12 protein-coding genes are annotated in these 13,946 nt (G+C 27.5%); 3 read left to right on the forward strand and 9 right to left on the reverse strand.

All coding sequences use genetic code 11. The features are described from left to right. Positions 1-58: 58 nt before the first annotated feature. The 5 genes from H8S20_RS17910 to H8S20_RS20850 all read right to left on the reverse strand — a co-directional run bounded on the left by H8S20_RS17910 (position 59) and on the right by H8S20_RS20850 (position 4,923). Positions 59-1,246, reverse strand: a complete 1,188-nt coding sequence (locus H8S20_RS17910; protein WP_186860981.1) for a hypothetical protein — start codon at positions 1,244-1,246, stop codon at positions 59-61. A gap of 148 nt (positions 1,247-1,394) precedes the next feature. Beyond that, positions 1,395-2,507, reverse strand: a complete 1,113-nt coding sequence (locus H8S20_RS17915; RefSeq protein WP_186860982.1) for an anaerobic sulfatase maturase — start codon at positions 2,505-2,507, stop codon at positions 1,395-1,397. Positions 2,508-2,536: 29 nt separating this feature from the next. Beyond that, on the reverse strand, positions 2,537-3,469 hold the full coding sequence (locus H8S20_RS17920) for a hypothetical protein (RefSeq protein WP_186860983.1): 933 nt from the start codon (positions 3,467-3,469) through the stop codon (positions 2,537-2,539). Between the two features lie 62 nt (positions 3,470-3,531). Continuing rightward, positions 3,532-3,984, reverse strand: a complete 453-nt coding sequence (locus H8S20_RS17925; protein WP_186860984.1) for a metallophosphoesterase family protein — start codon at positions 3,982-3,984, stop codon at positions 3,532-3,534. Positions 3,985-4,134: 150 nt separating this feature from the next. Next, the gene (locus tag H8S20_RS20850; RefSeq protein WP_186860985.1) at positions 4,135-4,923 is read right to left on the reverse strand and encodes a YdcF family protein; all 789 of its coding nucleotides are present in this window, start codon (positions 4,921-4,923) and stop codon (positions 4,135-4,137) included. A gap of 191 nt (positions 4,924-5,114) precedes the next feature. Between H8S20_RS20850 and H8S20_RS17935 the strand changes: the two genes are divergently transcribed. Then, the gene (locus H8S20_RS17935; RefSeq protein WP_186860986.1) at positions 5,115-6,866 is read left to right on the forward strand and encodes a sensor histidine kinase; all 1,752 of its coding nucleotides are present in this window, start codon (positions 5,115-5,117) and stop codon (positions 6,864-6,866) included. Positions 6,867-6,879: 13 nt separating this feature from the next. Next, the gene (locus H8S20_RS17940) at positions 6,880-7,941 is read left to right on the forward strand and encodes a response regulator transcription factor (protein WP_186860987.1); all 1,062 of its coding nucleotides are present in this window, start codon (positions 6,880-6,882) and stop codon (positions 7,939-7,941) included. A 99-nt stretch (positions 7,942-8,040) separates the two neighbouring features. Here H8S20_RS17940 and H8S20_RS17945 read toward each other — a convergent pair whose 3' ends face one another. The 4 genes from H8S20_RS17945 to H8S20_RS17960 are packed head-to-tail and all read right to left on the reverse strand — an operon-like array spanning position 8,041 to position 12,470. Then, entirely contained in the window at positions 8,041-9,417 is a 1,377-nt protein-coding gene (locus H8S20_RS17945; protein WP_186860988.1) for a sulfatase family protein, read from the reverse strand. A gap of 18 nt (positions 9,418-9,435) precedes the next feature. Further along, positions 9,436-10,971: a tripartite tricarboxylate transporter permease gene (locus tag H8S20_RS17950; protein WP_186860989.1), complete on the reverse strand. Its 1,536-nt coding sequence runs from the start codon at positions 10,969-10,971 to the stop codon at positions 9,436-9,438. A 14-nt stretch (positions 10,972-10,985) separates the two neighbouring features. Beyond that, entirely contained in the window at positions 10,986-11,438 is a 453-nt protein-coding gene (locus H8S20_RS17955) for a tripartite tricarboxylate transporter TctB family protein (protein WP_032117757.1), read from the reverse strand. 54 nt (positions 11,439-11,492) lie between these two features. Then, positions 11,493-12,470 carry a tripartite tricarboxylate transporter substrate binding protein gene (locus tag H8S20_RS17960; RefSeq protein WP_186860990.1) on the reverse strand — a complete coding sequence of 326 codons (978 nt, stop codon included), beginning with the start codon at positions 12,468-12,470 and terminating at the stop codon, positions 11,493-11,495. A 194-nt stretch (positions 12,471-12,664) separates the two neighbouring features. Here H8S20_RS17960 and H8S20_RS17965 point away from each other — a divergent pair, with 194 nt between their 5' ends. Then, the gene (locus tag H8S20_RS17965) at positions 12,665-13,846 is read left to right on the forward strand and encodes an ABC transporter substrate-binding protein (protein ID WP_186860991.1); all 1,182 of its coding nucleotides are present in this window, start codon (positions 12,665-12,667) and stop codon (positions 13,844-13,846) included. The last annotated feature ends 100 nt before the right edge of the window (positions 13,847-13,946 follow it).

Consider the following 13,946-nt stretch of genomic DNA (forward strand, 5'->3'; position numbering starts at 1 on the left):
AGCTCTTTTTATAAAAAAACTCCTTGCTTTTACCTATGAATAATCTATTTTTTTACATTTAACTATTATACTCATTTAAATGATACAAAATACTACTCTTCTTATCTCTATACTCTTTAATACACTCTTTTATATTTTTAGGAACCAACGCTTTAAATTCATTTTTCTTTATTTTCTTTTGATCCATAATAATTCCTTCTCCAAATTTCGTTAAATTATGTCCTAGCTCCATAATAAACATAAATGATAATCTATCTAAAGGATTGTCAGTATGACTTATTAAATCAATAAATAGTTTAGGTAAAAATAACTGATCATAAATTGGGTCTATTAATCCTAAGTAATAGCCTAAAATACACGTTAAATAAGTATCTAAGTAAATTCCTGCTTCTCTTCTAATAAACCAATAACTTATCTCATCACCTAATATTTCTTCTGCAATACTAAGAACTGATTCTTTATCAACTTTTAAAGGATCTGATATATCTTTCGGTGATTCTATAGTATCTTTTAAAGTTGAATCCATCATTTTAAAAATTTTCTCTTCAGTTATTCCATTATCTAAAAGATCTAATACAGTGTTTCTGCTATCGAACTCTATAATTTCACTTATATTATCTTTAACTATATCTATACTACTCTTAATTAATCGTTTAATTTTTTCTTCTATAGATAATTCCGTATAATTATAATAATATTTTCCTAACTTATAGCATCTACATCCTATAGATTTCATTAGTTCTAATATCCCTAGTCTCGTACCTACTTCTATAAGATATTCAATATAATAATCACTTTGAATATTTAATTTTTTTACTAATAATTCACCACCATCAATAACATATTTATTTTCATCTCTTACTATTATTGTTGGATTCAAAAAACTTATCAATAATTCTAACTCATCAATTACAGGACTATTATTATATGAATGGTAACGAAATTTTCTATAAAACCTTAGGCTTCCATTAATATCTAACTTTACTTTAACACATGGCATAACACAGTAATCCCCAGGATATATTTGTTGTGAAATATTATTTATTATGTAGTTAGGTGTTAAATAGGTGCCCCCTCTTAATGGTGAATATAACCATTTCCTAAATATAACATCTCTATATTCAATCATCATTTCTTTTTCTTGAATACTTACATCATAATAGGCATCTTCAAAATCCTTTTTAAATTCATCCATAAGAGACTTTATAATAGAATTTCTTCTTAAGGCACCTATAAGTTCTTTCATCTTTGTACTCCTTTATTTCCTATAATTTACCTATACTTAATTTTATTATTTTAATTATTCCCTTAATATAAAAAAATATATCAAAAAAGAACCTTTCGGTTCTCTTTATTTATTGACTATACAATTGTTAACTTTAGCTCTTTTTATTCTATCTTCTTAATTTATTAGCTACAATTTGGAATCTCTCTAATGTTTTTGAGAAAAACTCATAATATGCCTGACAATAATAATTACTTTTATCTTCACTATTTTCTCTATGTCTTCTACATCCACCTCTGCATATATTTTCAAATCTACAAATACTACACTTTGGATTTTTATTTAACGATTCTTTCATAAAGTTTATAGTCTCATCTTTATTATGTATCTCATCAAAACTTTCTTCTAGGATATTTCCTATTGAATATTTTTCATAAGTATAAAAATCACAAGGATACATTGAACCATCACTTTCAATTATATGCTGGCAAGAGCACACTCCTCTCATATCACAAGATTCATAATCTTGTCCTAAGAATAGAGACAATATATTATCAAAATATCTTATGCTTATATAATTCCCTTCCATAGCATCTTTGTACCATAAATTAAATAAATTAAGTAAAAACTTTGAATACTCTTCTACCTTCAATGAATAATTATAAGTTTGTCCATTTTCAGCTTCTAATGGGTCAAGACAAGGTATAAATTGCAAATATTTAAAGTCATTTTTCTTTAAAAACTTATATACACTCTCTATTTTCTTGCATAATGCCGAAGTAACAACTATAAGTATATTAAAATCAACATCATATTTCTTTAAAACATTTATTCCCTTCATCACACTATTAAAAGAATCTCTATTTAAAGAATCTACTCTATTTAAATTATGGATATCTTTTGTTCCATCTAATGATACTCCTACTAAAAAATTATTTTCTTTTAAAAACTTAGCAATATCATCATTTATTAGTGTTCCATTAGTTTGTATATGGTAGTTAAATTTTGTTTTATTATTAGCTTCCTTTGTACAATTAACTAATTCTTTATAAAAATCTAATCCTACTAGTAATGACTCTCCTCCTTGAAAGCCTATATTACAATTACCGCCATCACAATAATCATCTACCTTATTTATTATTTCTCTCAAAGTTTCCTTACTCATAAATCCATAATCTTTTACATCACGTGCATCAGCTATTGAATGATAAAAGCAGTACTTACATTTCAAGTTACATTTACTTGAAGAAGGCTTTATCATTAGACTTATATTTCTTTTCATCAGTATATACCTCTCATTATTATATATATTTAAATACTCTCAATTATACTATCATAGTCTTTTCTCAAATTTGATATCCTTGAATTTATGCTTACTTTTTTACTATTTAAAGCAGCTAAAATCTCTTCAACTCTTCTTATTAGATTTCTTATGTTATCTAAAGAGCTATTTATCTTATTTTGTACTGAAAAATCTGTAAATATATTATCAAAAAATATATCAAAAGCTATTGTTGTTGTGGAAAAAGATAATCCCTCAAATTGAATATCGCCTAACTCTTTATTAAATCTATTAATTAAAGTAGATACTCTTCTAAATTGAGCTTCAGCTTCATTAATTTTATTATGCTTAGCTATAGATGAAAGCATATCTCCTCCAGCTATATCAAATATTCCCCAATTTTTTGCACTATTCAATGAATCCTTAGCTAAATTGGCTGTTCTTAATAAATCTTTGCCCGCACTCTCTGCTTCTTCTATCTCTTTTTTCTCTAATAACATTTTCTCTATTTCTTCTTCTATCTTTGATAATTTAACCTTTTTATCTTGATCTCCATATAATTTTATTAATTCTAACTTTTTGTTTAATAATGCTTTATATTCATTTTCACAATATTTTAAAGTTTCCAGTCTAGATTTTATACTTTCAATATTTTCTTTTAACAACTCTACCTTCGAACTGAACTCATCATACTTAATCTTAGCCATTATATATTCTTGTTGCTCTTTTTCTAGTTTTTCATCCTTGTTACTCATAACAGTAGCTAATATACTAGCAAAAGATAACTTTTTTAATTTTTCTACATCTTTATATTCTTTTTTTAAATTAACTTCAAGTTCATATAACTCACTTTTATCTTTTTCAAGTTGCAAACTTAAATTTTTCAATTTTTTATCTAATATTTTCTTTAATACTATTTCTTCTTTAAGCTTAATTAACTTTTCATTTATCTCTTTTATCATACTCTCCCCCTATAATACTCTTTTTTCCATTATAACACTTTATTATAATAATATAACATAATCTATCCTTCCAAATCTATTTTAGTTATATCTATTCTATCAAGATTAACTTCAACTATGGCCATAGTTAATGGTAAAGAAAATCGTTTTTTACCACAAGAACCTGGATTTAAATAAATTACTTCATCCTTTTTCTCTTCACTATATTTATGAGAATGTCCATATATTACAAGATCCACTTCCCTTAATTCAAAAGGTATATCATCTTTTTTATGAACTACATACATAAGTACTTGGTCCATCTCTATCTCTTTATAACATGGTAATTTAATTCCCCAACTATCACCATCATTATTTCCTCTTACAACAAAAGTCCTAGCTATTTTGTTTAATCTTTCAAATACTTCTTCTCCACCTATATCTCCTGCATGAATTATGTAGTCACATCCCTCAAGTTTACTTATTACCTCATCTCTTAATAAGCCATGTGTATCTGATATTACACCTAATCTCATATCTTTTGTTCCTCTTTTCTATTAATGTATTTATATATATTATTTTCATTTATCGATAACACTATTATAATTATTAATATACAAAAAGAGGCTTCGATAATTAAAGCCTCCTCTTTTCGTATTTAAACTATATTTAATATCAAATTCAAATTATCTTTTGAAAATATAGGCTTTTATCACACCGAAAAACTCTCTTGTATAAAATATAAAACTTGATGCTGCATGAGATGGTGCTGGATATCCTAAACATTCAAATCCCACTTGTTTACCTAAATATTTAGCCCTATACATGTGAAAGTTGTTTGATATTACTGTAACAGTAAAGTCCTCTTCTCCGGTTTCATCTTCTAATATTTTTTTTGTAAATAAGAAATTTTCATATGTGTTAGTAGATTTATCCTCACTTATTATTAAGCTTTCATCTATCCCTTTGCTTATTAAATAATCCTTCATTGCCTTTGCTTCACTTATATCTTCATCAGGTCCTTGCCCTCCAGAAACTATTATCTTTACATCTGGATAAAGCTTATTATACTCTACAGCAGTTTCTAATCTGTATAGAAGAGAAGTACTTATCTTACTTCCTCTAAGCCCAGCTCCTAATACCATAAGATAATCCGGTCTTTCCTTATCATAATGATGTCCATTATAAATAATAACTCCCTCTATAATTATGAATATGCTCATCCCTATAAAAAATAAAACTATAATAATCCTTTTTAGAAGCTTCGGTATTCTTCCCCATATATTAACCTTAAATTTGAGTTCTATAAATCCATATATAAAAAGAATAATCCCTAATAAACAAAACATACTAGAAAAAGCTACAAATCCAGATATCAATCTTAATCCTATATAATAAATAATTAAAGCTAGTCCTATCCAAAGACATATCTTATATAACAGCTTTTTTTCTTTACCATCTACTTTATTCTTCACATCTTTCTCCTCATCTCAAAATAATATTTTTAATTATATAATAATTGTATTCTATATAGAATATTTTGTAAACTTTCTGTAAAGTATTACCTACATTTGTACAATCACTTCATTTCTTATATTTGGAATATATTACTTTAATATGATATAATATAATTTATATATATTTATATTTTTATCTTGAGGTTATTATGAAAACAAATATAAAAGACAGTATTTTACTAAAACTTATACTCCTTATAGTTGTTGTAATATTAATTCCATTATTGTTTTGGAGCTCTACTAGTTATAATACATACAAAGAAAGTATAGAAAAAAAAATTATTTCAACTAACATTGATACCTTAAATCAAGTTGATCAAAATCTATCTAAAGTTACAGATCAGATTAATTCAATTATAAATGCATACAATAATAATTTAATAGCAGAGGACTTTTTAACTCAAATTTATGATTCTGAATATTCTAGAATAAAAAATACTAAAACTTTTGAAAACGATATCTTAAAATATGTAGCTTCATTAAACTGGATTAATTGCGATGTTATACTTCTGGGATCCAATGGTAACATTTTTACTACTAGTAATAACTCTCCTCGTTTGAGCTCCAGTAGTATACATAATAGTTATTGGTTCAAAGAGGCCATGATTAATTACGATGAAATCAGCTGGTTTATTTTTGATAGAAGTTATTTTACTCAAAATCGTAATGAAGCAGTTATTGTAGCAACAAAACCTCTAATAAATAATCTTACTAATTCTATATATGGAACAATAATTATCGAAGTTAGCGAAAAGTACTTTTACGCTGTTTACAAAGATGTAGTAAATAATAATGAAAATTTATTTATATGTAATGGTGATGGCAATATAATATCATCTAGCGATAGAAACATTTCTTTATCACTAGACCCTACAGAAGCTTTTATTCCAATGGAAAAGGACAATCTTCTGTATAACTACAACTTTAACAATACCGATTATATTTACATAAGTCAGAATTCATCTGTAAGTGATTGGACTATAATAAAGCTAATTCCAAGATCTAATTTAGAAGAAGAATTTAATGTGTTAAAAAGAAGCTTAATTATTAGTGCTATCTTCTGCATTATTCTTATAATAATCGGAGTTATTATCACTGCAATTAGAATTTATAAACCACTACAAGAACTTTTACTGAAGATGAAATTGAAATTTATAAATAAAGAGCTCTCTACTTATCAAGCTCAAACTCCCACTTTCACCGATGTAATTACTGGTTATGAACAACTTATATCTGAAGTGGATAATACAATTGATTTATTAATACTTGAAAATGAAAATAGACGTAAAGCAGAACTTCATGCATTAGAAATGCAAATCAATCCTCATTTTTTATATAATACCTTAAATTCTATTAAGTGTTTAGTATGGACAAAACAATATAATTTAATAGAGCCAACAATAACATCTTTAGTGAAACTTCTTCAGCAAACATTAAGAAATATAGATGAACTTGTTACACTTGAAGAAGAATTGAGCAATATTAAAAACTACTTATATATTCAAAATATACGAACATGTAATAGTATTACTGTAAATTATAATATTAGAAATACTTTTTACTCTACGAAAATCCCTTGTCTTGTTCTGCAACCTATTATAGAAAATGCAATATTTCACGGAATAGAACCTTTAGGTAAACCTGGAATAATAACTATTTCTGCATATACAAAAGACAATGATTTATATATAGAAGTACTTGATAATGGTGTTGGTATGAATGGCGAAACAGTAGACAAGCTTTTAAATAACTCCAGTAAAGATAAAAAGTCTGGATTTAATAATATTGGTATTGGTAATGTAAACGATAGATTAAAAATGTACTATGGAAATAATTATGGACTGAGAATCGAAAGTAAAATTGGACTTGGAACTTCAGTTACACTTAAGATTAAATTATAAAGGGGTAATATTTATGAAAATTATGATTGTTGATGACGAAAAACTTCTTCGTAATGGTTTTAAAAATATGACAGATTGGTCTGCTAAAGGAATAAATATCATAGGGGATGCGCTGAATGGAGAAGATGCTTTAGAAAAACTTAAAACAATATCACCTGATATAGTTATTACTGATATTAAAATGCCAATTATGGATGGTGTAACACTTACTAAAAAAATAAAAGAACTTTATCCACATATTTTAATTCTAGTATTAAGCAGTCATGATGATTACGATTATGTTAGAGAAAGTATGAAAAATGGAGCAAGTGATTATCTACTTAAAGCATCTATAGATATTGATGATCTTTGCGATACTTTAAAAAGAATCACTCAAGATTCCCAAAAAACATCTTTATATAATTCTAAAAACATTAATATTGAATCTGTTAAATTAGATTTTAGTATTGATAAAACAAAAATACGAAATTATCTAGAATTGCAACAGTATGATGTATTAAAAGAATATGTATCAACAATTTTAAAGCTTTCTTCTCCTATCCCTGTAACCTATATGCAAGATATTTTAAGAGAATTATTTTTCTTTATAGAATATACTCTAGATACCTTAGGATCTATAGATAAAGGCTTAAAGGATAGTAAATATACAAATAGCGCTACAGTTAACTCAATAAGCACATTACAAGAAGCTATTACTTGGTTTAATTCAACTATAGATGAAATAATTAAGTCTAATATTAATCATAATAAAAAACATACTGAAATAATAAAGCGAATAAATACTTATATTGAAGAAAACTTTGCTACCAGCATTTCTCTTTCTAATATAGCTGATAAATTTTTTATAAACAAAAATTATCTTTGTGATATTTATAAAGCTGAAACAAACTCAACAATAAACGACTATATTACAACTTTACGTATTGATAAATCCAAAGAGTTAATCAGAGATACAAACTTAACTTTAACTCAAATATCATATGAAATAGGTTATCAAAACACTAGTTATTTCAATAGAGTCTTTAGAAAAAAAACTGGAATATCTCCAAGTGAATATATGAAGTTATATAGATAGTATCTTGATCAATAATAATACACCTAACTTTTAAATAATACTTAAATAGAAATGAAGAATAGCTATACAGATTAATCTGCATAGCTATTCTTTATTTATCTAATTTGTTATACACTCTCTTGCTGATATTATTTTTGGATCCTTTTCTCCAGCCTCTACCATATGTTTACGTAGCTTATCTGCTAACTCAGCACGTATTTCTTTATATCTTTCATCTCTTACTAGATTATTTAACTCATGTGGATCATTCTTAATATCGTATAGGAAATCTTCTTCATATAAATCACTTCCAGCATATTCTCCACCATTTTTATTTGGTGCATATACACTATATAAATAATCTTCCGTACGAACACATCTACCTACACGGCTTTCACTTATTTGTGCGAATATTTCATTTACACGATTTTCAGTTTGCCCATCAGCTACAGTTTTTAAATCTTCTCCTACCATAGCATCTCCTACATTAATTCCTCCCATAGATAAGAATGTCTTTGGAAGGCTTACTGTACTTACTAAATCTTTAACCCTCTTGCCGCCTCTAAATCCAGGCCCGGCTATTATTAATGGAACATGTAAACAACCTGAATGACAAGAACGTTTATAATCATCATAGCCATTTAGATGCTCATCTGTGTTTCTAGTTTTAAAGTGAGAACCATGGTCTGAAGCATATACTATTATAGTATTTTCATATATCCCTTTAGCCTTTAATTTTTCTACTAATCTACCTAAATTATTATCTAGACTCTTGCAGCATCCTAAATAATCTGGATATTCTTCTCTAGCATTTCCACCTAAAGCTTCTAAATCTCCTGGTAGCTTACAATCTTTATATATTTCTTTTGATCCATCAGGTCCTTCGTATCTATTTCTATCATTTTGATGATGTGGCTCAATATGAGAAATTGTCATAAAGAATGGCTTTTCTCCATTATATCCATCCAAGAATTCTAAAGCATAATCTGTAATACAATCTACACGGTATCCTTTAAATTCACATCTATTCATATTTTCATCAAACACATATCCATCATATCCATGTGAAGTAAACTCTAAAACATCTGAAGCACGCCAGAAGCCTTTATATCCTCCTCTTCTTTCTGGTGGAATTGCTGTTATTGTATAGTCAATAGTTGGTTCTTTTTCTAGTTCTCCATCACTTGCTAAATGCCACTTACCTATATATGCAGTTTCATAATTACCTTCATTAAAGTAATCTGCAACTGTTTTAATATCTTTTGGTAATTCAATATTATTTCTAAAACATCCTGTTTGAATTGGATATTTTCCTGTTTGGAATATAGCTCTACATGGACCACATACAGGTTGTGCTGTATATGCTTCCTCAAAAACTACCCCTTCTTCTGCTAATTTATCTAAATTAGGAGTTATATCTAACTCTTGTCCATAAGCTCCTATTGTATCCCATCTTTGTTGATCTGAAAAATAAAATATAATGTTTGGTCTACTCATAAAAATTCTCTCCTTTATTTATACCTCTACTTTTTCTTCCAGCTTAGCTGCTTTAGCGTTTTTAATATTAGTTTTTACTATCATAGCTACTACCGCTATTATTAATAAAATAAACACTATTGAAAATGGACGTGTAAAGAATACACTTAAGCTTCCATCTGAAATCATTAATGTACGACGGAAATTCTTTTCAGTTAATCCTCCAAGCACTAATCCCAAGAGTATTGGAATAGTCGGAAAATCTAATTTACTCATAAGGTACGCAATAATAGCAAATACAATAGATATACCTACATCAAATAAAGAATCCTTAATTGAATAAGCCCCTGCAAAACAGAAAACTACTATTATAGGAGTCAAAATCTCAGTTGGAATCTTAACAACTTTTGCAAAAAGGTTAGTTAAATACTTCCCTTGTATATACATAAATAAATTTACAAATATTAATCCAATCATAATTGCATAAACTGTTGTTCCATGATCTGCAAAAAGATTTGGTCCTGGAGTTAATCCATTAATCATAAGCGCTCCAAGCATAATTGCAACTGCACCATCTCCAGGTATACCTAAAGTTAATAATGGTATTAAAGTTGCTCCTGTTACTGCATTATTTGCGGATTCAGCTGCTGCAACACCTTCAATAGATCCTTTTCCAAACTCCTCTGGATGCTTAGACATTTTTCTAGCAACATCATAACTTAAGAAAGATGCCATAGCCGCTCCTGTCCCTGGAATTATACCAACAATTACACCTATTAAAGAAGAAATAAACTTTGGCATTCTCATACGTTTACGTTCTTCCTTAGTAAATTTTCCATCATCTAAATGTTTAAGTGTTTCTACAGCATCATTAGACTTACTTAACATAGAATCATCTTTTTTATATTTTCCACGATTTATTATTTCTACTAAAGCAAATAATCCAATAAGAACAATAACTAAATCAAAGCCACCATATAAATAGACATTGTCAAAGCAGAAACGCATAGTATTACCACTCATAGCATCCATTCCTATAAAAGAAACAAATAGCCCTAAGCATCCTGCTATTATACCTTTTACTAAACTCTTGCCACTTACCCCTGCAATAATAGTTAAGCCAAAGGTACATATTAAGAAGTATTCAGGTGATCCCATCTTCATAGCTACTTTTGCAACTTGAGGAGCTAAAAATAAAAGTACTAAAGCACTAAATATTCCTCCATATGTAGATGCTTTAAGAGCTATATTTAAAGCCTTTTTAGTAAATCCTTTCTTAGATAAAGGATGTCCATCTAACATAGTTGCAGCTGCATGAGGAGTTCCTGGTGTTTTAATTAATATAGCTGAAATAGATCCTCCATAACTACCTGCACAATAAATTCCTAGCAAAAACATAAACGAATCAATAGCACCTAATGTATATGTCATAGGTAGAAATAGGACTAAACAAAGCATAACTGTAAGTCCTGGAATTGATCCAAACACTATTCCAAGGAATAACCCAAGATTCATATATATAAAGCTACTTATAGAAAAAAACTCTTGAAACCCTGCCATTATATTTTCTAACATATCTTATTGCCTCCTTATGGTAATTTTACTCCTAATAAATTTTGAAACACTAGTGTTATGACTATAATACTAGTAAATACTACTCCATAATACTTCCAATTTTTACATTTAAAGAATAGTAATATAGCTCCCGCAAAAATTAATGAAGCTGCCATAAAAGTTAAGAAATGAAGCATTAGCCAATATGCAGCTATCATACCTATCATAAGGATACATTTTCCTTCTTGCTTTAAATCAATTTCTACTTCTTTTACTGGTATCTTTTTTATAATCTTTATAACTTGAACTATAATTAAATAAATACTACAAACCATCATTAAGCCTATAATAACTCTCGGAAAGCTTTGAGAATTTATTGCATCAGTAGTATTTATTTTAATTTGACTTGGCATCATAAACCAAATAACAAGTGATACTATTAAAAATACTATTCCACCTACTAAGTCTTGTTTAAACTTTATCTTCATATAATCCCCTTCTTTCTATAAATAAGAGGCTGTATAAATAACAGCCTCTTCAACTTATTGAACTAATTTAGCGTACTTTTCTGCTTTTTCCATGCAGCTGTCTATATAAGCTTTAACTTCTTCACCATTTTTAATATCTATATTTACTCCAATATTATCAGCAGTTGCTAAGAATTTTTCATTTGTTAGTATTTGATTTAAAACATCATACATCTTATCAACCACAACTTGATCTGTACCAGCTCTCATAAATACTGCACAAACATTTGTCATCCAAGTATCATATCCATAATCAACAACGCAATCTAAATTGTAAACTTCATCAACAAGCTTCTTTTCATCAAATGCAACTACAGGGTTAACATCACCTGATTTAACAAACTCTCTTGCTAAAGATGCATGAGTAACTGCAAAATCAACTTCTCCTGATACTGCTGCAGTTAAAGCTTCATTAGCTCCATCATAAGGCACTACCTGATAGTTAGCTCCCATTTCATTTAATAAAGCCGCACATTGCATTGCTTCAGAAGATGCAGTACCATTTGTAGCAACCTTTATTACATTATTTTTAGCATACTCTTCTAATGCTTTAAAACTATCTACATTAGTCTTAGGGTTTGCTGATAATACAAATGTAGAAGAATATACGTTAATTACAGGAATAAAATCTTCAAATTTATATGCTACTTCTGATGTAAGAGGCGCTATCGCAAAGCTTCCTTCTCCACCAAATATCAACTTATGACTATTAGCTTTTTCTTGTAAATATTGAGTTAATGCAACTGCTCCACCTGAACCCAATACATTATCTGCTAGTAATGGTTGTCCTAATAACTCTTTACCGTATTCAGACATCGCCCTATTTACTTGGTCAGCTAATCCACCTACTGCCCATGGACAAATTATTGTTACTGCTTCTGTTGGCCAATTTTCAGTTGCTTCCCCACTTGCATCCTTACTTTGACATCCTATAGCTGTTACTCCTAACATCATTACCATAACGCTAGCTAATAATTTTTTAACCTTTTTCATAACTTTCTCCCCTCACACCTAAATTATTGTAATTATTTACATCATTGTTTATAATTATCTTATGTATTTATTGTATCATCTCATAAATATATATTAAATTAATAATATTCAGTGTGAATTGTACTATATTCGGTTGTTTTAAACCTTTACATTATTATTTGGTACAATATTCAGTTTTGAAAAAGGGTGTTTTAATGAAATTTTATAAATTATTTTTATTTTCAATTATTCTGCTTTTACCAGTTTTATTTATTGTTTTTTTGTCCAAGCCTCTAGATATAAATACTGAAAGGCCGTCGACTTTAAATATTTGGGTTCAAGAATCTTTAACTCAAGAAGAGTTATATTTTGATAAAGCTATTAAAAGATTTGAATCATATAATCCTTCAATAAAAATAGATTTATCTTTTATAGAAGGTAGCGATTTGAAAGTTTCTAATTATATTAATACTTCTCTTCTAAATCAGTCTTATCCTGATATAATAATCTCCTCTTCTCATAACTTTAACAGTTTAGCTACAGAAGGATTATTATATGATTTAAATGATTATATTAAAACCTATGAAGAAAATTATTTTTTTGATAGTATATTAAAAAATGGCATTTATAACAATAACTTATATGGAGTATCCTACGATATAAATCCTGAAGTATTGGTATATAGAAAAGATTTTTTGACAAGTATAAATATTGATTTTCCTAAAGGTTTTAATAATATAGACGAATTAAAAAACTATTTAAATTCTATAAATGAACTATATTCAACAGATAATTTAGACAAAATTCCATTTTCAATACCAACTATTATTTCTGATGGTGAATTTATATTATCCCTATTAAATATAAAAAACTCTGACTATAATTCTTTATTAACTAATACACTGTCTACTTTGAGGGATATGTATACAATCTTTGATATAAATTATTATGACTATGATAAAACTGGAGCACATCCATTTTTCCTCGGCAAATCAGCTCTAGCTATAGAGCCATTATCATTAATTTATTCATCTATAGAACGTGATAATAACTTAAAAAATAAAATTGGAATAGTCCCTATTAAAAATTTTGATATGAAATTTTCCTATTCTAACAATAAATATATATCAATTCTAAATAAGTCTAATAATATAAGTGCCTCTTTAGATTTTCTAAATTTCTTTCTTAACTCATCTGAGATTTGGCAAAGATATAGATATTTAAATACACCTATAATAACAACTACACTTACAGAACAATTTATTAATGATAAATCTTTTGATAATGCAACTATTTTAGATTATGTAAAAGAATCTTTTACTTATCCTGTATCTCCTAATATATATAATGAATTAGATAATCTTGATTCAACTTATGATATAAAACTTAATAATTAATTTAAATAGCTAAGCAATTGCTTAGCTATTTCTTATTTTATTTATAATAAACATAATTTTATATAAGTTAGCAAATAATACTACAGTTGAAACTTTTATT

Source organism: Clostridium hominis, assembly GCF_014287825.1.
GTDB classification, from domain to species: Bacteria; Bacillota; Clostridia; order Clostridiales; family Clostridiaceae; genus Clostridium; species Clostridium hominis.

Coding starts and splice junctions, on each gene's coding strand:
- H8S20_RS17910 (WP_186860981.1), bottom strand. CDS start 1,246: ATGAAAGAACTTATAGGTGCCTTAAGAAGAAATTCTATTATAAAGTCT.
- H8S20_RS17915 (WP_186860982.1), bottom strand. CDS start 2,507: ATGAAAAGAAATATAAGTCTAATGATAAAGCCTTCTTCAAGTAAATGT.
- H8S20_RS17920 (WP_186860983.1), bottom strand. CDS start 3,469: ATGATAAAAGAGATAAATGAAAAGTTAATTAAGCTTAAAGAAGAAATA.
- H8S20_RS17925 (WP_186860984.1), bottom strand. CDS start 3,984: ATGAGATTAGGTGTAATATCAGATACACATGGCTTATTAAGAGATGAG.
- H8S20_RS17935 (WP_186860986.1), top strand. CDS start 5,115: ATGAAAACAAATATAAAAGACAGTATTTTACTAAAACTTATACTCCTT.
- H8S20_RS17940 (WP_186860987.1), top strand. CDS start 6,880: ATGAAAATTATGATTGTTGATGACGAAAAACTTCTTCGTAATGGTTTT.
- H8S20_RS17945 (WP_186860988.1), bottom strand. CDS start 9,417: ATGAGTAGACCAAACATTATATTTTATTTTTCAGATCAACAAAGATGG.
- H8S20_RS17950 (WP_186860989.1), bottom strand. CDS start 10,971: ATGTTAGAAAATATAATGGCAGGGTTTCAAGAGTTTTTTTCTATAAGT.
- H8S20_RS17955 (WP_032117757.1), bottom strand. CDS start 11,438: ATGAAGATAAAGTTTAAACAAGACTTAGTAGGTGGAATAGTATTTTTA.
- H8S20_RS17960 (WP_186860990.1), bottom strand. CDS start 12,470: ATGAAAAAGGTTAAAAAATTATTAGCTAGCGTTATGGTAATGATGTTA.
- H8S20_RS17965 (WP_186860991.1), top strand. CDS start 12,665: ATGAAATTTTATAAATTATTTTTATTTTCAATTATTCTGCTTTTACCA.